At 71.0% G+C, this 20,820-nt stretch carries 23 protein-coding genes; 8 read left to right on the top strand and 15 right to left on the bottom strand.

Annotation, left to right across the window (positions count from 1 at the left end):
* Positions 1-46 precede the first annotated feature (46 nt).
* On the top strand, positions 47-1,471 hold the full coding sequence (gene pyk / locus AB0K80_RS30545) for a pyruvate kinase (protein ID WP_365675232.1): 1,425 nt from the start codon (positions 47-49) through the stop codon (positions 1,469-1,471).
* Positions 1,472-1,578: 107 nt separating this feature from the next.
* On the opposite strand, the gene AB0K80_RS30540 is transcribed toward pyk, so the two are convergent.
* The 4 genes from AB0K80_RS30540 to AB0K80_RS30525 form a co-directional block, all read right to left on the bottom strand.
* Entirely contained in the window at positions 1,579-2,955 is a 1,377-nt protein-coding gene (locus tag AB0K80_RS30540; protein ID WP_365675230.1) for a hypothetical protein, read from the bottom strand.
* The gene (locus AB0K80_RS30535) at positions 2,945-3,517 is read right to left on the bottom strand and encodes a DUF6114 domain-containing protein (RefSeq protein ID WP_365675229.1); all 573 of its coding nucleotides are present in this window, start codon (positions 3,515-3,517) and stop codon (positions 2,945-2,947) included. Before AB0K80_RS30535 ends, AB0K80_RS30540 begins: the two co-directional genes overlap by 11 nt.
* 117 nt (positions 3,518-3,634) lie before the next feature.
* A complete protein-coding gene (locus tag AB0K80_RS30530; RefSeq protein WP_365675227.1) occupies positions 3,635-4,267 on the bottom strand; it encodes a DUF6230 family protein in 633 nt (210 codons plus the stop codon).
* A gap of 660 nt (positions 4,268-4,927) precedes the next feature.
* On the bottom strand, positions 4,928-5,905 hold the full coding sequence (locus AB0K80_RS30525; protein ID WP_365675225.1) for a tetratricopeptide repeat protein: 978 nt from the start codon (positions 5,903-5,905) through the stop codon (positions 4,928-4,930).
* A 234-nt stretch (positions 5,906-6,139) separates the two neighbouring features.
* On the opposite strand from AB0K80_RS30525, the gene AB0K80_RS30520 reads away from it, so the two are divergent.
* Positions 6,140-6,799 carry a TetR/AcrR family transcriptional regulator gene (locus AB0K80_RS30520; RefSeq protein WP_365675224.1) on the top strand — a complete coding sequence of 220 codons (660 nt, stop codon included), beginning with the start codon at positions 6,140-6,142 and terminating at the stop codon, positions 6,797-6,799.
* A gap of 52 nt (positions 6,800-6,851) precedes the next feature.
* On the opposite strand, the gene AB0K80_RS30515 is transcribed toward AB0K80_RS30520, so the two are convergent.
* The 7 genes from AB0K80_RS30515 to AB0K80_RS30485 form a co-directional block, all read right to left on the bottom strand.
* Positions 6,852-8,552: a methylmalonyl-CoA mutase family protein gene (locus tag AB0K80_RS30515; RefSeq protein WP_365675222.1), complete on the bottom strand. Its 1,701-nt coding sequence runs from the start codon at positions 8,550-8,552 to the stop codon at positions 6,852-6,854.
* A 75-nt stretch (positions 8,553-8,627) separates the two neighbouring features.
* Positions 8,628-8,966, bottom strand: coding sequence for a DUF3817 domain-containing protein (locus AB0K80_RS30510; protein WP_365675220.1), 339 nt, complete (start codon positions 8,964-8,966; stop codon positions 8,628-8,630).
* Between the two features lie 66 nt (positions 8,967-9,032).
* A complete protein-coding gene (locus AB0K80_RS30505) occupies positions 9,033-9,542 on the bottom strand; it encodes a MarR family transcriptional regulator (RefSeq protein ID WP_365675218.1) in 510 nt (169 codons plus the stop codon).
* Between the two features lie 10 nt (positions 9,543-9,552).
* Positions 9,553-10,275 carry a TetR/AcrR family transcriptional regulator gene (locus AB0K80_RS30500; protein ID WP_365675216.1) on the bottom strand — a complete coding sequence of 241 codons (723 nt, stop codon included), beginning with the start codon at positions 10,273-10,275 and terminating at the stop codon, positions 9,553-9,555.
* 46 nt (positions 10,276-10,321) lie between these two features.
* The gene (locus AB0K80_RS30495) at positions 10,322-11,074 is read right to left on the bottom strand and encodes an SRPBCC family protein (RefSeq protein WP_365675214.1); all 753 of its coding nucleotides are present in this window, start codon (positions 11,072-11,074) and stop codon (positions 10,322-10,324) included.
* Positions 11,075-11,230: 156 nt separating this feature from the next.
* On the bottom strand, positions 11,231-11,527 hold the full coding sequence (locus tag AB0K80_RS30490; RefSeq protein WP_365675212.1) for an MTH1187 family thiamine-binding protein: 297 nt from the start codon (positions 11,525-11,527) through the stop codon (positions 11,231-11,233).
* The gene (locus tag AB0K80_RS30485; protein WP_365675210.1) at positions 11,524-11,868 is read right to left on the bottom strand and encodes a DUF3817 domain-containing protein; all 345 of its coding nucleotides are present in this window, start codon (positions 11,866-11,868) and stop codon (positions 11,524-11,526) included. The genes AB0K80_RS30490 and AB0K80_RS30485 overlap by 4 nt, the downstream gene beginning before the upstream one ends.
* A gap of 221 nt (positions 11,869-12,089) precedes the next feature.
* On the opposite strand from AB0K80_RS30485, the gene AB0K80_RS30480 reads away from it, so the two are divergent.
* The 4 genes from AB0K80_RS30480 to AB0K80_RS30465 all read left to right on the top strand — a co-directional run bounded on the left by AB0K80_RS30480 (position 12,090) and on the right by AB0K80_RS30465 (position 14,761).
* Positions 12,090-12,722 carry an AIM24 family protein gene (locus tag AB0K80_RS30480; RefSeq protein ID WP_365675270.1) on the top strand — a complete coding sequence of 211 codons (633 nt, stop codon included), beginning with the start codon at positions 12,090-12,092 and terminating at the stop codon, positions 12,720-12,722.
* A 1-nt stretch (position 12,723) separates the two neighbouring features.
* Entirely contained in the window at positions 12,724-13,374 is a 651-nt protein-coding gene (locus AB0K80_RS30475; protein ID WP_365675268.1) for an AIM24 family protein, read from the top strand.
* Positions 13,371-14,168 carry an AIM24 family protein gene (locus tag AB0K80_RS30470; protein WP_365675209.1) on the top strand — a complete coding sequence of 266 codons (798 nt, stop codon included), beginning with the start codon at positions 13,371-13,373 and terminating at the stop codon, positions 14,166-14,168. Before AB0K80_RS30475 ends, AB0K80_RS30470 begins: the two co-directional genes overlap by 4 nt.
* 116 nt (positions 14,169-14,284) lie before the next feature.
* Complete coding sequence (locus tag AB0K80_RS30465) at positions 14,285-14,761, top strand: MarR family transcriptional regulator (RefSeq protein ID WP_365675207.1); 477 nt, start codon at positions 14,285-14,287, stop codon at positions 14,759-14,761.
* Between the two features lie 19 nt (positions 14,762-14,780).
* Here the strand turns inward: AB0K80_RS30465 and AB0K80_RS30460 are convergent, their stop codons facing one another.
* A complete protein-coding gene (locus tag AB0K80_RS30460; RefSeq protein ID WP_365675205.1) occupies positions 14,781-16,220 on the bottom strand; it encodes an ATP-binding protein in 1,440 nt (479 codons plus the stop codon).
* Positions 16,217-16,885, bottom strand: coding sequence for a response regulator transcription factor (locus AB0K80_RS30455; RefSeq protein WP_365675203.1), 669 nt, complete (start codon positions 16,883-16,885; stop codon positions 16,217-16,219). Before AB0K80_RS30455 ends, AB0K80_RS30460 begins: the two co-directional genes overlap by 4 nt.
* Before the next feature lie 115 nt (positions 16,886-17,000).
* Here AB0K80_RS30455 and AB0K80_RS30450 point away from each other — a divergent pair, with 115 nt between their 5' ends.
* Positions 17,001-17,651 (top strand): PepSY domain-containing protein, encoded by a 651-nt coding sequence (locus AB0K80_RS30450; RefSeq protein ID WP_365675202.1) that lies wholly within the window; start codon positions 17,001-17,003, stop codon positions 17,649-17,651.
* Between the two features lie 248 nt (positions 17,652-17,899).
* On the opposite strand, the gene meaB is transcribed toward AB0K80_RS30450, so the two are convergent.
* Both meaB and AB0K80_RS30440 read right to left on the bottom strand, forming a co-directional pair.
* Positions 17,900-18,865, bottom strand: coding sequence for a methylmalonyl Co-A mutase-associated GTPase MeaB (gene meaB / locus AB0K80_RS30445; RefSeq protein ID WP_365675200.1), 966 nt, complete (start codon positions 18,863-18,865; stop codon positions 17,900-17,902).
* Positions 18,866-18,908: 43 nt separating this feature from the next.
* Positions 18,909-20,117, bottom strand: a complete 1,209-nt coding sequence (locus AB0K80_RS30440; RefSeq protein WP_365675198.1) for an acetyl-CoA C-acetyltransferase — start codon at positions 20,115-20,117, stop codon at positions 18,909-18,911.
* Positions 20,118-20,266: 149 nt separating this feature from the next.
* Between AB0K80_RS30440 and mce the strand changes: the two genes are divergently transcribed.
* Complete coding sequence (mce, locus tag AB0K80_RS30435) at positions 20,267-20,707, top strand: methylmalonyl-CoA epimerase (protein ID WP_365675196.1); 441 nt, start codon at positions 20,267-20,269, stop codon at positions 20,705-20,707.
* The last annotated feature ends 113 nt before the right edge of the window (positions 20,708-20,820 follow it).

Here is a 20,820-nt window from a genome sequence, read left to right as displayed (position 1 = left end):
GCCAGACGGAATATTCCGCAGCGAAACAAACCGATAGGATCGCCCCATGCGCCGTTCGAAAATCGTCTGTACTCTCGGCCCCGCGGTCGACTCCCATGACCAGCTTGTCGCGCTGATCGAGGCCGGCATGAACGTGGCCCGCTTCAACTTCAGCCACGGCACGCACGCCGAGCACCAGGGGCGGTACGACCGCCTGCGTGCCGCGGCCAAGGAGACCGGCCGGGCCGTCGGTGTCCTCGCCGACCTCCAGGGCCCGAAGATCCGTCTGGAGACCTTCGCCGAGGGTCCGGTCGAGCTGGTGCGGGGTGACGAGTTCACCATCACCACCGAGGACGTCCCGGGCGACAAGACGATCTGCGGGACGACCTACAAGGGCCTGCCCGGAGACGTCACCAAGGGCGACCAGGTCCTCATCAACGACGGCAACGTCGAGCTGAAGGTCGTCGAGGTCGAGGGCCCGCGGGTGCGGACGATCGTCATCGAGGGCGGTGTCATCTCCGACCACAAGGGCATCAACCTGCCCGGCGCGGCCGTCAACGTCCCGGCCCTGTCCGACAAGGACGTCGAGGACCTGCGCTTCGCCCTGCGGATGGGCTGCGACCTGGTCGCCCTGTCCTTCGTCCGGGACGCCAAGGACATCGCCGACGTGCACCGCGTGATGGACGAGGAGGGCCGCCGGGTCCCGGTCATCGCCAAGGTGGAGAAGCCGCAGGCGGTGCAGAACATGGAGGACGTCGTGATGGCGTTCGACGGTGTGATGGTCGCCCGCGGTGACCTCGCCGTCGAGTACCCGCTCGAGAAGGTCCCCATGGTGCAGAAGCGCCTGATCGAGTTGTGCCGGCGCAACGCCAAGCCGGTGATCGTTGCGACCCAGATGATGGAGTCGATGATCACCAACTCCCGCCCGACCCGCGCCGAGGCCTCCGACGTGGCCAACGCGATCCTGGACGGCGCCGACGCGGTCATGCTGTCCGCCGAGTCGAGCGTGGGCGCGTACCCGATCGAGACCGTCAAGACGATGTCGAAGATCGTCCAGGCGGCCGAGCAGGAGCTGCTGAGCAAGGGGCTCCAGCCGCTGGTGCCGGGCAAGAAGCCGCGCACGCAGGGCGGTTCGGTGGCCCGTGCCGCCTGCGAGATCGCCGACTTCCTCGGCGGCAAGGGCCTGGTCGCCTTCACCCAGTCCGGTGACACCGCCCGCCGCCTGTGCCGCTACCGCGCGGCCCAGCCGATCATCGCGTTCACCACGGACGAGTCCACCCGCAACCAGATGACGCTGAGCTGGGGCGTGGAGCCGTACGTCGTGCCGTTCGTGAACAGCACCGACGAGATGGTCGAGCTGGTGGACCAGGAGATCCTGAAGATGGGCATGTTCAGCGAGGGCGACGTCGTGGTCATCACGGCCGGCTCCCCGCCCGGCGTCCCCGGCACGACCAACATGGTCCGCGTCCACCACCTGGGAACCACGGCCTGATCCGGCGACGGCCCGCCAGGACCTTGATACGGCGCTGAGGGCGCCCCCTGTGACAGGGGGCGCCCTCAGCCCTTGTGCGGCTCCCGAACTGGCCTGTGGGGGCGTGCTCAGTCGGTGGTGTACTGGTGCAGCCCCGGCACGTGCAGGGTCCCGCCGAACTGGCCGGCCTGCGTGACCTTCACGTTGGTGAAGTAGATGAACGGGATGTTCAGCGGCGGCGGGTGCTCCGGGTCGAAGGTGACCGGGATCAGGCCGAGCAGGTTGCCGGAGATCTTCTCCGTGTACATCACCGTCTGCCCGTCGCGGATCGTGGACGTCGAGCCCTTGGCCGCCTGCACGTGGTAGGTCTTGCCGGACTGCTTGTCCTTCACCGTCTGGTGCAGGTCGCCGATGTCGGTGCCGTCGGAGATGACGTACTTCAGGACCTTCTTGACGGTGCCGTTGGCGGTGCGCACCTCCACGATGCCCTGGTAGTCGGCGCCCTTGAGCGTCAGCGAGCTGGCGTTGAGGTACCAGGGGTCGTCGGGCAGCGGCACCTTGTTGTCGACGCCGCCCTCCGCGTCCGTGGCGACCGGGCAGTCCTCCGGGTCCGTGGTGGAGCTCGCGGACGGGCTCGGAGTCGGGCTCGGGGAGGCGGTGGCCTTCCCGGCCGTCTTCCCGGCCGTCCCGGCCGGGTCCTCGGCCGCCTTGGACGCCGTGCCGCCGGTGTCCTTGACGGTGTCCCCGGCCGTGCCGGTGGTCTTCTCGGTGGTGTCCTTCACCGGGTCCGAGGCGTCCGTGCCGCCGCTGTCCGGGCTCTCGGTCGCCGAGGCGGACGGCGTGGGGCTCGGGCTCGCGGTGGCCTTGCCGCCGCCGGTGAAGATGTCGGTGATGGTGTCGCCGATCTCCTCCAGCACGTTGCCGCCGCCGCTCTGCGAGGGCGAGGGGGACGGCGTGCCGGCCGTGTCGCCGCCGGACGAGGGCGCCTTCGTCGCGGACGGGGCCGGCGCGGGCTCGGACGTGTCGCCGGTGGAGCCCGTCGACCCGGAACCCGTGGAGCCCGTGTCGCCCTGGTCGCCGGAACCTGGATCCGGGGAAGAGGACGATCCGCCGCCCGTACCGGTGTCCGTGCCGCCCGCGGAAGCCGACGGGGTCGGCTCCGCCGTGCCCTCCTTGCCGTCGGAGGAGCTCTCGCTCGCCGAGGGCGACGGGGTGGGCGAGGCGTCCTTGGAGTTCTCCAGGGCGGCCACGCAGTCCTTGTACTCCTCGGCGGACAGGCTCTTCGACGACGGCGTCGAGGAGTTGTTGCCGTCGGCCAGGGCGAGCGTCGGCGTGAAGCCCATGCCCATGAGGACCGCCGTCGGCATCGCCGCCAGGGCTATCGCCTTCCCGGCCGGCATGTGGAACCTGGTGAACAGCGGCTTCTTGGGTGCCGCGTGGCGCGGCCCGGTTCTCACACGGGACGCCTCCACATCAGCCCCGTGGGTCACCTCGTCAGCCGGCACTGTGCCTCCCGTTCGCCCCGTTGGCCGGGCTCGTTCCTGACAGATCGTTCGGCTCGCCGGCCCCCGCCGGACCCTGGACGGGCTTGAGCAGGGTGGTGTCCGGGTCGAAGCCCTGCGGGGCGTCCCCCTTCCCCAGGCCGTCCTGCTGCGCCGGCTGTGACGCGGGCGGTACGCCCGGCGCCCACGCCACCGCCATCGCCCCGCCCACGAGCGCGAGGAGGAAGCCGATGAGGAAGCCACCGAGGTTGGACACGGGGATGGACACCAGCGCCAGCAGGATCGCGGCCACACCCGCGAAGACGCGGACGTGCTTCTGGAACCAGAGGCTGACGCCGAGGACGACGAGCAGCACGCCGATGATCAGGGACCCGGCGCCCGCGGTGGTGGCCATCGCCAGCGTCAGGTGGCCGAGTTGGAGGTTCGCGTACGGGAAGTAGGCGATGGGGAGTCCGCCGAGCATGACGAACAGCCCGGCCCAGAACGGCCGCGCGCCCCGCCAGGCGCGGAACTGCTGCCGGCGGCGGGTGAACTGGCCGGGGGCGGCAGGGGTCTCGGCGCTCATGGAAAACAGCTCCCTGGTACGGCATTGCTGTGGTGGTGATGTGTGCCGCGCGTGAAGGCACGGCCGGAAGGTGGACGGGCGGGGGCGCCGTCGGCTCCCCCGCCCGTCAGTGAGTGCTTAGTAGCACTCCTTGACACCCGTCGACAGCGACATCTTCAGGCCGCTGAGCTTGAAGGTTCCGGCGGTGGTGGCCCACGCCGTCTGCTTCACGTCGGTCAGGGTGACCGAGTCGGCCTGCTGCGCGAATCCGTACGGGTTCGCGGTGTCGCCCTTCGCAATGCCCGGACCCTTGTCGGCGTCCTTGGCCGCCACACCGATGTCGATGCCGTGGAACGTGGCATCGGCGCTGAGGTCCTCGACGTCGATGTACAGGTTCTCGGCCTGGACCGGCGTGTCACCGCCGCCCGCCTTCAGCACGAGGCTGACATTGCCGAGCACCGGGATGTTCGGGGTGACGACGGACTGACACAGACCCTTGATGGTCGCGGACTTGAACGCCGAGACCGCCACCGGGTGGACCGTCTTCTTGCCGTCGAGCGTGTAACCCGAGTCAAGGGCGCCGTACTGGACGAAACCCTTGCCGTCGAGCCGGTCGGTCGTCACCTTGAACGACTGCCCGGAGACGCTGAACGACGCGGCGAGAGCGCCCTGCGCGAGGGCGACACCTATCGCGGCCGTCGCGGCGACGCTGGGCACCATGACCACAGCGAACCGCTTCCATCTGGTCCCGCCACGCACCTGGGACTCCATATTTCCTCCTTCTCGGACGTACATCTCCTGACCTGGCTCGCCCCTCAGTCGCGGCGGAAGCCGGGCAGGGATGGGAGAAGTGCTACGTCCTCGGGAAGGAGAGCGCCTGCGCTCGGTGGCGCACAACGCGCCCGAATCACCGGCGATCACCCCCGAGCGACAACCACTGGTCGCGCCTGACACGCATCACGCACAACCCTGCTGGACAGGCTTCGCCGGGTGGGCGAAGACCCCCCTGTCCTAGAGCCGGCGCCACTGCCGCCGGCTCTGCTCGGTGGGGACCCAGGAAGCCCCGTGACCCGATTGGCTGTCGGGGTACGGGAATGGACCGAGCGTGGCCGATCGTGGTGCATTCTCGCCGCCCGCACAAGGGGGTTCGTTACTCGCGGGTAACGGGCGGATAACCACGGCACGACCCACCGGTGCCGCTCGGCGACGCTCGGTGGCGCCCGAGGGCGGGACAAAGCTGTTGATCGATGGACAGAATCCGACAGATCAACGGCCGCGGTTTACTCGCAGTAACAGCGGCCGCGATTACCAAGATTTGGTAAAACGCGGCCGCTGTGACCGTCTCTCGGCAGATCTTTCACCCGGGCGTCACAGGCCCGCGGGTTTAGCGACTGGTCAGCACCGGGCCGCCGACCCGCCCGGAACCGCCGCTCAGAACAGGGCGCGCGCCAGGGCCCGGCGAGCCGCGATCACCCGCGGGTCCTCGGCGCCGACGACCTCGAACAGCTCCAGCAGCCGCACCCGTACCGTGTCCCGGTCGTCGCCGGCGGTGCGCCGCACCGTCTCGATGAGCCGCCCGAAGGCGTCCTCGACATGACCGCCCACCAGGTCCAGGTCGGCGGCCGCGATCTGCGCCGGTACGTCGTCCGGCCGCTCGGCCGCGTCCTTGCGCACCTGCTGCGGGTCCAGCCCCTGCACCCGCTGGAGCAACTCGGCCTGTGCGAGGCCCAGTTTGGCCTCCTCGTTGGCCGGGTCCTCGTTCAGCACGTTCTTGTACGCCTGGATGGCACCACCCAGATCGCCCGAGTCCAGCGCCTGTACGGCGGCCTCGAGCAGCGCGTCGTACGGCCCGGCCGGCCGGCTCGGGGCCGCCTGGGCGCCGCCCGGGTCGGCCTCCGGGTCGACGGTGAGACCGGTCAGGCCGAAGCGCTGCTCGGCGACCGTGACCAGCTGGTCCAGGGTCTGCCGGATCTGCGCCTCGCCCGCGGCGCCCTGGAAGAGCGGCAGCGCCTGTCCGGCCACGACGGCGAAGACGGCCGGGATCCCCTGGATCCCGAACTGCTGCATGAGCATCTGGTTGGCGTCGACGTCGATCTTGGCGAGCAGGAACCGCCCGTTGTACTCGACGGCGAGCCGCTCCAGGACGGGGCTCAGCTGCTTGCACGGCTGGCACCACTCGGCCCAGAAGTCGATGACGACCGGAACCTCGGTGGACCGCTGGAGGACGTCGCGCTCGAAGGTGGACTCGCTGACGTCGATGACGAGATCGGCCGGGGAGACGGCTCCCGGCCCGCCGCCCTGCCGGGCCGCTTGGGCGCGCGCCTGCTCCGCCTTGGCCTTGGCCTCCTGGGCCGCCTTCACCGCGGCGAGGTCGACGACTCCGCTCATGGACATGTTCCGTGGCTGCATGCGTCTATCCTCCCCCGTCCCGCGCGCGTGTGGAAAACGGTGTGACAGCCGGGCGGCTGCGTGCTGTTCGGCGCCGGGTCCCCACCCCACGCCCGTGGTCGTCGCTCGGGCAGGCTGGTCGTACCTGCCTTTCGCTACGAGTCGTAGCGTAATGGCACGGCGTGCCGCCGGGCCACCCCACCGTGGTGATCTCCCTCACGGGGCACGGGAAAACCAGCCGGTTATGGTCATGGCATGCACAGCCGCACCCCCGCCGGCCGTACCGGGCGGCCGCGCAGCGCCGCCGCGGGCGCCGCGATCCTGGCCGCGACACGGGCGGCTCTGGTGGAACTGGGCTGGTCCAGGCTCACCCTGGGAGACGTGGCGACGCGCGCCGGGGTTGCGAAGACGACGCTGTACCGCCGCTGGGCCGGCAAGAACGAACTCGTCGTCGACGCGGTCGCGGAGCTCTTCGACGAGCTCCGCCTGCCCGACCGCGGCAGCCTGGCCGCCGACATCGAGGGCGTGGTCCTGCAGTTCGCCGCGATCCTGGCCCGCCCGGAGGCGCGGAGCGGCCTGATGGCGGTGGTGGCGGAGGCGGCCCGGGACGATGCCCTGCGCGCCCGTATCCGTACGTCGATCGTCGACCGTCAAAAGCGCCTGGTCCTGGAGGGCAGGGCGCGTGCCGAGGCCCGCGGCGAACTGCCTGCGGAGCCCGACCCGGCGGCGGCCGCCCGTACGGTCGGCCTGATCTTCGACATGGTCGCGGGCGCGGTGGTCCACCGCACGCTGGTGACCGGGGAACCGGTGGACGAGGAGTGGGTACGGGGCTTCACCCGTGTGCTGCTGCGAGGACTGGCCGGGGACACCACGCCCCAAGGCCCCGGGGTCACACCGACGTCGACCGGGTCCTAGCCAAGGGCGAGCGGGACGCCCCCGTTCCGGGTGGCGTCCCGCTCCGCTGTTCTCAGAAGCCCGCGGGCTCGGTGTACACCCCCCACTCGTCCCGCAGCGCGTCGCAGATCTCGCCGAGGGTGGCCTCGGCGCGTACGGCGTCCAGCATCGGCTCGATCATGTTGGCGCCGCTGCGGGCGGCGGCCAGCATGCCGTCGAGCGCGGTGCGCACCGCGGCGTCGTCCCGGGCCGCCTTCCGCTCGCGCAGCAGCCGCACCTGTTCCCGCTCCACCTCGTGGCTGACCCGCAGGATCTCCAGGTCGCCCGTGACCGAGCCGGTGTGGCAGTTGACGCCGACGACCTTCTTGTCGCCCTTCTCCAGCGCCTGCTGGTAGCGGAACGCCGACTCGGCGATCTCGCCGGTGAACCAGCCGTCCTCGATGCCCCGCAGGATGCCGGAGGTGATGGGCCCGATCGGGTGCCGCCCGTCGGGGTGCGCCCGCAGGCCGCGCTCCTTGATCTGGTCGAAGATCTTCTCGGCGTCCGCCTCGATGCGGTCCGTGAGCTGCTCGACGTACCACGAACCGCCCAGCGGATCGGCGACGTTGGCGACCCCGGTCTCCTCCATCAGCACCTGCTGGGTGCGCAGCGCGATCTCCGCGGCCTGTTCGCTCGGCAGGGCCAGGGTCTCGTCGAGGGCGTTGGTGTGCAGCGAGTTGGTGCCGCCGAGCACGGCGGCCAGGGCCTCCACGGCCGTCCGTACGACGTTGTTGTACGGCTGCTGCGCGGTCAGCGAGACGCCCGCGGTCTGCGTGTGGAACCGCAGCCACTGCGCCTTGTCGGACTTCGCCCCGTAGACGTCCCGCATCCAGCGCGCCCAGATCCTGCGTGCGGCGCGGAACTTGGCTATCTCCTCGAAGAAGTCCACGTGCGCGTCGAAGAAGAAGGACAGCCCGGGCGCGAACACGTCCACGTCCAGCCCGCGGCTGAGCCCGAGCTCGACGTACCCGAACCCGTCCGCCAGCGTGTACGCCAGTTCCTGCGCGGCCGTCGCCCCGGCCTCGCGGATGTGGTACCCGGAGACCGACAGCGGCTTGTACGCCGGGATGTGGGCGCTGGTGTACTCCATCAGGTCGCCGATCAGCCGCAGATGGGGCTCGGGCTGGAAGAGCCACTCCTTCTGCGCGATGTACTCCTTGAAGATGTCCGTCTGGAGCGTGCCGTTGAGCACGGACGGGTCGACGCCCTGCCGCTCGGCGGCGACCAGGTACATGCAGAACACGGGCACGGCCGGCCCGCTGATCGTCATCGACGTGGTGACGTCCCCGAGGGGGATGTCCCGGAACAGCACGTCCATGTCGGCCGCCGAGTCGATCGCCACACCGCAGTGCCCGACCTCCCCGAGCGAACGCGGGTCGTCGGAGTCCCGCCCCATCAGCGTGGGCATGTCGAAGGCCACGGACAGCCCGCCGCCGCCGGCGGCCAGGATCATCTTGTACCGCTCGTTGGTCTGCTCGGCGTTCCCGAACCCGGCGAACTGCCGGATGGTCCACGTACGCCCCCGGTACCCGGTGGGATACAGCCCGCGGGTGAAGGGGTACTCCCCCGGCCAGCCGATCCGCTCGAACCCCTCGTAGCTGTCCCCGGGCCGGGGCCCGTACACCGGCTCCACGGGATCGCCGGAAAGCGTGGTGAAGTCAGCGTCGCGCTTGCGCGCGGCGTCGTACCGGGCCTGCCAGCGACGGCGGCCTTCTTGGATGGCGTCAGCGTCCATACCCTCGAATTTACTAGGACGTCCAAGTAAATGTCGATGGCAGACCGCCGTACGCGTGACCGTACGGCGGTGGGTTCACGCCTTGGCGACCGCGGACGGCTGGTCCGCGATCTTCGCCTCGAGTTCGTGGCTGACCTTGCGCTCGACGAAGAAGGCGGCCGTCGGGATGGTCCCGGCCAGCAGGACCCACAGCTGCTTGCCGACCGGCCACTTCGCCTTGGAGCCGAGGTCGAAGGCGAAGACCAGGTACACGACGTACAGCCAGCCGTGCGCGATGCCCACGGCACGCGTGAAGTCGTCCGCGCCGTCCATCTTGAGCAGGTACTTGGCGATCACGCCGAGGGTCAGCAGGACCAGCAGCACACCGGTGACGTAGGCCATCACGCGGTAGCGGGTCAGCACGCTCTTTTTCATGGCGTCGAGCGTAACCGCCCCTTTCGAGTGACCTTGCCCCGGGTCGCTCACGCGGCCGGCCCCGGTTCAGTCCTCCTCGAAGTCCCCCGCCGCCATCCGCAGCGGGCGCAGCATCGCGAAGATCTCCGCGCACTCCTCCGCGTCGTAGCAGCCGAGACCGAAGTCCATCGCCATCAGGTCACGGGTGGCGGCCTCGACCACCTCGCGGCCCTTGTCGGTGATGGTGGCGAGCGTGCCGCGGCCGTCGTTGGGGTTGGGGCGCTTGGCCACCAGGCCGGACCTCACCAGGCGGTCCACCGTGTTCGTCACGGACGTGGGGTGCACCATGAGCCGCTCGCCGATCTTGGACATCGGCAGTTCGCCGGACTTGGAGAAGGTGAGCAGCACCAGCGCCTCGTACCGCGCGAACGTCAGTCCGTACGGCTTGACCACCGCGTCGACCTCGGCGAGCAGGATCTGGTGCGCGCGCATGATCGACGTGATCGCCGCCATGGACGGCACGTTTCCCCAGCGCTGCTTCCACAGTTCGTCGGCGCGGGCGATGGGGTCGAAGGAGAGACTGAGGGGCTTGGGCACGTTCCAGACCTTACCGGCCGGTCATATCGTGGTCAGCCCCGTCTCGTTCTTCGGGCGGCTCCGGCTGCCCGCCGGTGCGGGCGGAGCGGCGGCCGGCCCGCCGCAGCCGGTGGCGTACCGCCCGCTGCGCCACCGGGCCGAGCTCCTCCAGGGCGGCCACCAGCGCCCCGAGCTGCTCCAGGGCGTCCAGGGCCGCGGTGGCGCCGGCCGCGTCGACCCCCTCGTACAGCTCGATCCCCACGAACGACGCCGCCACCGCCCGGGCGAGCCCGGCCGGGTCGGTGTACTCCCCGAGCGGCGTGCCCGCCAGCACCCGCGTGAGGACGTGCTGTATCTCCACGATCCACAGGTCCAGCCCGGCCGCCGTGGCGGGCCCGAGGCCGGCGTGGGTCTGGGCGCCGGCGAGGAGCTGGCCGAGCAGCGCGACATGGCCCCCCGCGCGCTCCTGCGCGTGGATCTCCCGGCCGACGGCCAGCAGCTCCGACAGGGAGGTGACGGCGGCCAGGCGGGGCCGGTAGCGGGCCACGGCCTGTTCCGCGCCGTACCGGCACGCCGCAGCGAGCAGTTCGTCCACCGAGCCGAAGTGGTAGAAGACCAGCGCCTGGTTGACCCCCGCCGCCGCCGCGACCGTCCGGGCGGAGGTCTTGGCGATGCCCTGCTCGGTGAGGGTGCGCAGGGCGCCCTCCAGGAGCCTGGTCCTGGTCTCCTGGGACTTCGGCGTGCCGGGGGTCATGCGCGCGCCTCCTCGCGGGCCTCGGCGCCGGCACGCACGCGCGAGGTCACCGCGGGTTCTCCAGGGTCTGCAGCACACGGGGTGCGCACACGCGCGTGGCCGGCTGCCGCAGACAGCGCCGGGCGGCCGGGGTGTGCGCGAGGGGTGCGGCGAACAGGGCGCAGGACAGGCCGACGATCAGCAGCAGCGGGCACAGGTAGGCCGCCGCGGGCGCGAGCGGGCCGAAGGAGCCGAGGGCGGGTTCCGCGGCGAGCCCCGCGCAGGCGGCGGCGATCACCAGGGCGCGCACGGCCAGCTCCGCCAGCCAGTTCCGGCGGGCCCGCTCGGGAGTGACGCCGTGCTCCAGCCACAGCCGCAGGCGGTCGAAGGACCAGGCCGTCGCCCAGCCCACGAGGGGGCGCAGCAGCACCCGGTCGGCGAGCGCGCCGAAGGCGCCCCAGCGGGTGCGGTAGTCGTAGCCGGTGAGGAAGCGGACCCCGTCGCCGTCGGGGACGTAGCGCCAGTAGCCGCTGCCCTCGGCGAGCGGGGAGAGGGGGTGCGGTGAGCTGAAGCGCAGGGCGGAGGTGCGGGTGCCGTCGGGGCGCTCCTTCTCCCCGGCCAGGACTCCGGTGCCGGCGACCTTGAGGAAGGGGAGCACGCGCGTGGCGTACCGGAAGCGCTGCGGCGCGCCCTGTGCGCGCGGGAGGTGCTCCATCTCGGTGAAGCGCAGGTCCCACCGCTGGTGCCGTGCGGGGTCCTGGGTATGTGCCCACAGCTCGTCCAGATCCGCCCGGATACGCACCTCTCTGTACAGCTCCATGCTCGCCCCCGGTTCAACTGTGTTTTTGAGCGACTGCTCAAACACTCTGATCGGGAACGTACACCTGTTTGAGCGATCGCTCAAACAGGTGGAGCGGGAAAACCCCGGCCCTGAGGGCCGGGGTTTTCCCGCTCGGCGGTTCGGTGCTCCGGCCGGCTACTCGGCGGCGAGGTGCCGTTCCACGGTCTCGACCTTGGAGGTGAGGCCGTCGGTCACACCCGGGCGGATGTCCGCCTTGAGAACCAGGGACACGCGCGGAGCCCGGGCCTCGACGGCGGCCACGGCCCGCTTGACGACGTCCATGACCTCGTCCCACTCACCCTCGATCGAGGTGAACATGGCGTCGGTACGGTTCGGCAGCCCGGATGCGCGCACCACCCGCACCGCCTCGGCCACGTAGGACCCCACGTCCTCGCCGACCCCCAGCGGCGTCACGGAGAAGGCGACGATCACGCGTTCACGATCCCTTCCTTGCGGGCGCGCGAGGCGATGACGGCGTCCTCGGCCTCACGGCGCAGCTTGCGGTCGGCGAAGAAGCCGCCGGCGGGCAGCACGGAGAGGACCAGGTAGAGCGCGGCGGTCTTCAGCGGCCACTTGGCGCGGTTCCAGGCGTCCGCCCAGAAGACCACGTACAGGACGAAGAGCACGCCGTGGATCATGCCCATCACCGGTACGGCGTTGAAGTCCGTGGTCCGCTTCAGCACCGAGCAGACGAGCAGCAGGAGGAACGACACGGCCTCGGGCGCGGAGACGAGGCGCAGACGGCGCAGGGCGGTGGCGGTCTTGATGTCCACGGGTCACCTTCGGTGGGAGAGACGTCGACGGGCTTGTGAACGCAAGCACAAACGCTCGCCCATTGTGGCAAACACGGGGCACGCCCCCTGCGGCGGGGTCCGCTCCGGCCGGGTGACGCCCTGGCGGGACGGACGCCCGCCCCAGGGGCGTGTCAGGGCCGGTCTCCTCCTTGGGGCTCTGTCGGCGGGACCGGGCTGCGGCTACCGTCGCTGCCGTGGCGATGTTCCGACTTCAGAGCAGCAAGGTGCTCGCCGTCGACATGACCGGAGACGCCGTGAAGGCGAAGAACGGCGCGATGGTGGCGTACGACGGCCAGATGGCCTTCAAGAAGCTCAGCGGTGGCGGTGAGGGTCTGCGGGGCATGGTGACCCGGCGGCTGACCGGTGAGCAGATGACCCTGATGGAGGTGAAGGGGCACGGGACGTGCTGGTTCGCGGACCGGGCCTCCGAGATCAACCTGGTCCGGCTGCAGGGCGACACCCTGTACGTGGAGTCGAGCAACCTGCTCGCCACCGACGGCGCCCTGCGCACCGGCACCAGCTTCACCGGCCTGCGCGGCGCCTCGCAGGGCAACGGGCTGTTCACCACCACGGTGGAGGGTCACGGCCAGGCGGCGATCATGTCGGACGGCCCGGCGGTGGTGCTCCGGGTCAGCCCGCAGTACCCGCTGACCGTGGACCCGGGGGCGTACGTCGCCCACCAGGGGAACCTGCGGCAGTCCTTCCAGTCCGGCGTCACGTTCCGCACGCTGATGGGGGAGGGCGGCGGCGAGGCCTTCCAGATGCGGTTCGAGGGGGACGGGCTGGTGTACGTGCAGCCGAGCGAGCGCAACACGATCGCGGGGGATGTCTGACATGGGCTTCCGGGAGATCAACTCCAAGATGGTCGAGGCGACCGTGGCGCCCGGGCAGCGGCTGTTCAGCCAGCGCGGAGCGATGCTCGCGTACCGGGGCGAGGTGTCCTTCACTCCGAACACGGCCGGCGGCCAGGGCGGGATCATGTCGATGATCGGACGCCGGGTCGCCGACGAGGACACGCCCCTGATGACCGTCGAGGGCAGCGGCACGGTGCTGTTCGGGCACGGCGGCCACCACGTCCACGTGATCAACCTGGCAGGCGACACGCTCTACGTGGAGGCGGACCGTCTGCTGGCCTTCGAGGGCACCCTCCAGCAGGGCACGATGTTCCTGGGCTCCCAGGGCGGGGTGATGGGCATGGTCCGCGGCCAGGTCACCGGCCAGGGCCTGTTCACCACCACCCTGAAGGGCCACGGGTCGGTCGCCGTCATGGCGCACGGCGGGGTCTTCGAGATCCCGATCACCCCGCAGCGCCCGGTGCACGTCGACCCGCAGGCCTACGTCGCCCACCACGGCGACGTCCGCAACAAGCTGTCCACGGCCCTGGGCTGGCGTGACATGGTGGGCCGCGGCTCCGGCGAGGCGTTCCAGCTGGAGCTCAGCGGCAACGGTGCGGTGTACGTCCAGGCGTCGGAGGAGAAGCTGTGAGCACCTACGGAACCCCGGCCGGCCCGGCGGTCTTCGACCCCGCGACCCTGCCCGCCGACGACAACGTCAACCCGTACACCTTCTGCGTGGAGCTCAAGGGCGGCCAGTGGTTCCTGCAGAAGGGGAAGATGATCGCCTACTACGGTTCGATCGAGTTCGACGGCGTCGGGCACGGCCGGCTCGACCATCTGCTGCGGACGTCGTTCCATTCGCCTCTGCACGCCGCCGACTGGGTGGTGGCGCGGGGCTCGGGCAAGATGCTCCTCGCCGACCGGGCCTTCGACGTGAACTCGTACGACCTGGAGGACGGCAATCTGACCATTCGCTCCGGCAATCTGCTCGCTTTTCAGCCAAGTCTGTCGCTCAAGCAGTCGATCGTGCCGGGTTTCCTCACCCTGATCGGAACCGGAAGGTTCGTGGCCGCATCCAACGGTCCGGTGGTGTTCATGGAACCCCCGATCCGGGTGGACCCGCAGGCGCTCGTCGGCTGGGCCGACTGCCCCTCGCCGTGCCACCACTACGACCACGGCTACATGACCGGCCTGCTGGGCGGTCTACGTGCGATGACGGGGCTCGGCGGGGTCTCCGGGGAGGAGCACCAGTTCGAGTTCGTGGGGGCCGGGACGGTGCTGCTGCAGTCGTCCGAGACCCTGATGCTGGAGCAGGCGACGGGGGCGGTTGTGCAGCAGGAGGGCGTACCCGGCACGGGGGCGCCAGGGGGGCACGGACAGCAGCCCGGGATACCGCGCCTTCCCGGACAGCTGGGAGACCTCCAGCGTCGCTTCGGGCTGTGAGCGGTAGTCTGCGGAGTGTGACATCGAACGCCTGCACACCATCGCTCCACCGGTGTGCCTCGTCACACCAAAACCCTCATTAGTTCGCCTTTCAACTTCTTAGGTAGACTTCATTCATGGAGACCGAGACGGCCACGCGCTGGCTGACGGATACGGAGCAGTGCGCCTGGCGCACCCACCTGGAGGTCAACAGGCTGTTGACGTACCAGCTCGAGAAGGACCTGCAGCCGTTCGGCCTGACAATGAACGACTACGAGATCCTGGTGAACCTCTCGGAGTCGGAGGGCCTGCGGATGCGGATGAGCGACCTCGCCTCCGCCACCCTGCAGTCCAAGAGCCGGCTCTCCCACCAGATCACCCGCATGGAGAACGCCGGCCTGGTCCGGCGCGAGAACTGCGAGTCGGACCGCCGCGGGCTCTACGCGGTCCTCACCGAGCACGGCATGGAGACGATGAAGAAGGTCGCGCCCCATCACGTGGCGTCTGTGCGGCGGCACTTCATCGACCTGCTCTCCCCCGAGGCCCTGACGGAACTCGACAAGGCCCTCAAGCCCATCGCGGAGCACCTGCGGGGCCAGCGCGGGCGCCCCTGACCCGAGGGTCTGTCGCGCCTCAGACCGCGGGCAGGCGGAGTTCGAACAGGGCTCCGCCCGCCGGCGCCGCACCGGCCGTGAGGGTGCCGCCGTGCCGTACGGCGACGTCGCGGGCGATGGCGAGGCCCAGTCCGGCACCGCCGTCGTCGCGGCTGCGGGCCGCGTCCAGCCGGACGAACCGCTCGAAGATCCGCTCCCGGTCGGCCTCCGGCACCCCGTCCCCGTCGTCGGCGACCCCCAGCACGGCCCGGTCCCCCTCCCGACGCACGGTCACGGTGACCGCCGCACGGGCGTGCCGCTGCGCGTTGTCGAGCAGATTGGCCAGCAGCCGCCCCAGTTGCCCCCGCGATCCGGCCACGTCCACGGGCTCGGCGTCCACCGTCACCCCGTCGCGCCCCGCGGCCTCCTCCCGCGCCAGCCCGGCGAGATCGACCCGGGCGTCCGGTGCGGGCCGCTCCCCCGCGTCCAGCCGGGCGAGCAGCAGCAGGTCGGCGGCGAGCCGCTGGAGCCGTACGGTGTCCTCCACCGCGCCCTCCAGGTCGAGCAGCCCGGGATGGGCGGCGGCGACCTCCAGCTGGGTCCGCAGGGAGGCGATGGGGCTGCGCAGCTCGTGGGAGGCGTCGGCGACGAACCGCCGCTGCCGTTCCACGGAGGCCTCCAGCGCGGCGAGCGTTTCGTTCGTCGTCCGGGCGAGCCGCGCCACCTCGTCGTGCGTGTCCGGCTCGGGCACCCGGCGCGCCAGGTCCTGCGAGGCGGTGATCGCCGCCATCTCCCGCCGGATGCCCTCCACCGGGCGCAGCGCGCGCCGGGTGACGAGCCAGGTCACCCCGGCCACCACGCCCAGCAGCAGCGGGAACCCGATCAGCATGACCGTCAGCGCGGTGCGCACCGCGCCGTGTTCGGCGGCCAGGGGGGCGCCCGCGTAGACCGTGAGCCGCCCCCGGTCCTCGGTCTCGACCGCGACCTCGGCGAACCGGTAGTCCGCGGTCTCGCCGTCGATCGTGGCGGAGCCGTTGGTGAAGGTGGTCCTCTTGTCGATCTCGCCGGGTTCGAGGGCGTCGTCGCCGTCGTCGTCGGGGTCGGCACCGGGGTCGGACGAGGCGTCGTCCTCGTCGCCGGGTCCGGTGGCCGCGGGCGGGCGCGGCTTCACCGCGTCGGTCCCCGTGCCGCTGATCCGCTCCAGGTCCTCACTGGCCGCGACCAGCCTGCCGTCCTCGTCGACGACCTGCACCGGCTCGTGGTCGCCGTCCAGGCCGGGGAGGTGGTCGTACCCGGGCCTGAGGGCGAGCGCGGAGGCGACCGCCCGGGCGGAGCGCTCGGCCTGGGTGCCGGCCTCGCCGATCAGGTTGGACCGCAGGGACAGCAGCACGGCGGTGCCGGCCGCGACGAGCGCCACGGCCACCACCAGCGTGGCGCCGAGCGTGGCCCGCGCCCGTACGGAACCGAACAGCCGTCTCATGGCGCCGTCTCCAGCCGGTACCCGGCACCGCGCACCGTCCGGATGAGCCCCGCCCGCAACTTCCGCCGCAGCGTGCTGACGTACACCTCGACGATGTTCGGATCGCCCTCGTAGGCGAAGTCCCACACGTGTTCGAGGATCTCGGACTTGGACACCACTTCCCCGGCCCGCATCACCAGTTGCTCCAGCACGGCGAACTCCTTGGCGGTCAGGCTCACCTCGTCCTCGCCGAGGAAGACCCGGCGGGCGGCGGTGTCGACCTTCAGATCGCCGTGCACATGGACCGGTGAGGCCCCGGCGCCCTGCCCGCGCCGCCGCAGCAGCGCCTTGATCCGGGCCACCAGCACGATGTACGAGAAGGGCTTGGTCAGGTAGTCGTCGGCGCCGGTGTCCAGCCCCTCGGCCTCGTCGTACTCCCCGTCCTTCGCGGTCAGCATCAGGATCGGCACGTCGTGCCCGGCGGCGCGCAGGGCGGCACAGACCCGGTAGCCGTTCAGGCCCGGCAGCATGATGTCGAGGATCACCAGGTCGTACGACCCTTCCGTGGCCCGGTGCAGCCCTTCCGTGCCGTCATGGACGACGTCCACGGCGTACCCCTCGGCCGTCAGGCCCCTGGCCAGCGACAGGGCCAGCCGTTTCTCGTCCTCGACGATCAGCAGACGCATGGCTCAAGGGTCGCAAAGAGAACCTGAAGATCCTTTCAGGGGCCTTCAGCTTCCTCTCAGCCTCCGTCGGCGAGATTGAAGACGTCGAAAACCAAGCGACTCGGGAGGAATCCGCATGAAGCGCAACATCGTGATCGCCGCGGTGACGGCCGCCGCTCTGATCGGAGGCGGTACGGCCACGGCCCTCGCGGTCACCGGCGGCGACGGCGGCGGCCCCACGGCGCGGCACGCGGACGCGCGGCTGTCGGACCAGGAGGTGCGGGACGACGAGGCGCGGGACGACGACAGCGGCCGCGACGACGACCCGCGGCCGTCCGCCACCGAGGTGACGGCCCCGCAGGCCATCGCCGCCGCGCTGGAGCACACCCCCGGTACGGCGGTCTCCGCCGAACTGGACGACGAGGACGACACCGGCGAGGTGACCTGGCAGGTCGACGTCCTGTCCGGCGGCGACGCCCGGCACAGCGTCCGGGTCGACCCGCACAGCGGCAGGGTCCTCGGCGCCCAGGCCGAGCGGGAGGACGACACGGCTCAGCTCCGGGCGGCGCTGAAGGGCACGTCCGTGACGGCGGCCGAGGCCGCGAAGGCCGTCGCCGGCAAGGGCACGGTGACGTCGGTCGACCTGGACGAGGAAGGCAGGACCACGTCCTGGGAGCTGGAGACGCGCGCCTCCGGCGGGGCGGAGCAGGACTGGCACGTCGACCCGCACACCGGAAAGGTCACGGCGGACCGCGCGGACGACTCGAACGACCCGGACGACGACTGAGCAACCGGCCAGGACAGCACCCGGCCACCTCCACGCACGGCCGCCGGGAGAAGTGGGGCAGCCCCGGAGAACGCCCTGGAGAACACCGTGCGGCGGAACGCCGTGCGGGGCGGCCGGTCCACCGGCGTCGGTGAAGCCGGGCGCGGGGACCGCGCCAGCTACGGCCACGCCGACCAGCGTGCCGACGGCGGGCTGTCCGGCCGCAGCCGCCCGGCCCTGCCGGCGTCCCCGGCAGGGCCGGGTGCCGCTCAGCTCCCGGAGGTGCCCGTCAGGCCCGCCACCAGTTCGTCCGCCGCCCGGTAGGGATCCAGCTGACCCGCCACGATCCGCTCCGCCAGCGCCCCGAGGCGCCGGTCCCCGTGCAGGTCCCCGATCCGCTCGCGCAGGGCCGTCACCGCGATGGTCTCCACCTCGCGGGCCGCGCGGGCCAGGCGGCGCTCGGCGAGCACGCCCCGCTCCTCCATCCAGGCGCGGTGCTTCTCCAGGGCCTCCACCACCTCGTCGACGCCCTCGCCCCGCGCGGCCACCGTCTTGACGATGGGCGGGCGCCAGTCGCCCGGGCCGCGCGCCTCGCCCAGCCCGAGCATGTGGTTCAGCTCGCGCGCGGTCGCGTCCGCGCCGTCCCGGTCGGCCTTGTTGACGACGTAGACGTCACCGATCTCGAGGATGCCCGCCTTGGCGGCCTGGATGCCGTCGCCCATGCCGGGGGCCAGCAGGACCACGCTCGTGTCCGCCTGCGAGGCGATCTCCACCTCGGACTGGCCCACCCCCACCGTCTCCACGAGGATCACCTCGCAGCCCGCCGCGTCCAGCACCCGGATCGCCTGGGGCGCGGCCCAGGCGAGGCCGCCCAGGTGGCCCCGCGTCGCCATGGAGCGGATGTAGACGCCGGGGTCGGAGGCGTGCTCCGACATGCGGACCCGGTCACCGAGCAGCGCGCCGCCGGAGAACGGCGAGGACGGGTCCACCGCCAGCACCCCGACCCGCTTGCCCTGCTTGCGGTACGCCGTCACCAGCGCCGAGGTGGAGGTGGACTTGCCGACGCCGGGCGAGCCCGTCAGCCCGACCACGTACGCCCCGCCCGTCAAGGGGGCGAGGGCCGCCATGACCTCCCGCAGCTGCGGGGACGCCCCCTCCACCAGGGAGATCAGCCGGGCCACGGCCCGGGGCCGCCCCTCCCTGGCCTGGGCCACCAGCGTGGAGACGTCCTGCATCACAGCTCCGTTCACGAGAAGGTCGGTCGAGAAGACGCCCGCGTCAGGCCTTCGGCACCCGCACGATCAGCGCGTCGCCCTGGCCACCGCCACCGCACAGCGCCGCCGCGCCGATGCCGCCGCCGCGCCGCTTCAGCTCCAGCGCCAGGTGCAGCACGATACGAGCACCGGACATCCCGATCGGGTGACCCAGCGCGATGGCGCCGCCGTTGACGTTCACCTTTTCCGGGGATACCCCGAGGTCCTTCATTGACTGCACCGCCACGGCGGCGAAGGCCTCGTTGATCTCGATGAGGTCCAGGTCCGCGACCTCCAGCCCCTCCTTCTTCAGGGCGTGCTGGATCGCGTTGGACGGCTGGGACTGCAGCGAGTTGTCCGGCCCGGCCACGTTCCCGTGCGCCCCGATCTCGGCGATCCACTCCAGGCCGAGCTCTTGGGCCTTGGCCTTGCTCATCACCACGACGGCCGCGGCACCGTCGGAGATCTGCGAGGACGAGCCCGCCGTGATCGTGCCGTCCTTGGAGAAGGCCGGCCGCAGCTTCGCCAGGGACTCCACCGTGGTGTCCCCGCGGATGCCCTCGTCCTTGCTGAACAGCACCGGGTCGCCCTTGCGCTGCGGGATCTCCACCGGCGTGATCTCGGCCTCGAAGATGCCGTTCTTCTGGGCGGCGGCGGCCCGCTGGTGCGACAGGGCGGCGATCTCGTCCTGCTCCTGGCGCCCGATCCCGAGCCGCGTGTTGTGCTTCTCGGTCGACTCGCCCATGGCGATGCCCTCGAAGGCGTCGGTCAGACCGTCGTACGCCATGGCGTCCAGCATCTGGACGGCGCCGTACTTGAACCCGTCGCGCGACTTCGGCAGCAGGTGCGGGGCGTTGGTCATGGACTCCTGGCCGCCGGCGACGATCACGTCGAATTCACCCGCTCGGATCATCTGGTCCGCCAGGGCGATGGCGTCGAGGCCGGACAGGCACACCTTGTTGATGGTGAGCGCCGGGACGTTCATCGGGATGCCGGCCTTGACCGCGGCCTGGCGCGCCGGGATCTGCCCCGCCCCGGCCTGCAGCACCTGGCCCATGATCACGTACTGCACCTGGTCGCCCCCGATCCCCGCACGGTCGAGGGCGGCCTTGATCGCGAAGCCGCCGAGGTCGGCTCCGGAGAAGGACTTCAGCGAGCCGAGCAACCGTCCCATGGGCGTACGAGCGCCCGCGACGATCACGGAACCGGTCGTACCGGATGTTCCAGAAGACATGAGCTGCGATCCCCTTACCGGCCTGCACAGCCGAGGAGTGAACGAGGGTTTACTTCGAATGTACTGACCGGTACTCCGCCCCGTCACCGGGCTGTCGGTGTGATCGCGCGCACGTTGCGTAACCACCGCATCGGCGCTGCACTGAATCCATGCTGACGCGAATCGACCACATCGGAATCGCCTGCCACGACCTCGACGCCACCGTCGAGTTCTACAAGCAAACGTACGGCTTCGAGGTGTTCCACACCGAGGTCAACGAGGAGCAGGGCGTGCGCGAGGCCATGCTCAAGATCAACGATACGTCGGACGGCGGATCCTCGTACCTCCAGCTGCTCGAACCCATTCGCGAGGACTCCACCGTCGCCAAGTGGCTCGCCAAGAACGGGGAGGGCGTCCACCACATCGCCTTCGGCACCGCCGACGTGGACGGCGACGCCGCCGCCATCCGCGACAAGGGCGTCCGCGTCCTGTACGAAGAGCCCCGGCGCGGCTCCATGGGGTCACGGATCACCTTCCTGCACCCCAAGGACTGCCACGGCGTTCTCACCGAACTGGTCACTTCCGCGCCTGTTGAGACGACTGAGCACTGACCCTCGTACATAAGGGCCGGTAGGGTTGGGTGCGGTCGCCGCTCAATCCAGGGTGACCCGGTCCTGCCGTCACGGATGGCGGGACCGCCGGGGACCGGGTTTCGGGGGACGAG

This window comes from Streptomyces sp. NPDC052682, assembly GCF_040678435.1.
Classification (GTDB): domain Bacteria; phylum Actinomycetota; class Actinomycetes; order Streptomycetales; family Streptomycetaceae; genus Streptomyces.
The sequence above is the reverse complement of the archived record's forward strand: the minus strand, read 5'-3'. Positions and strand labels throughout refer to the sequence as shown.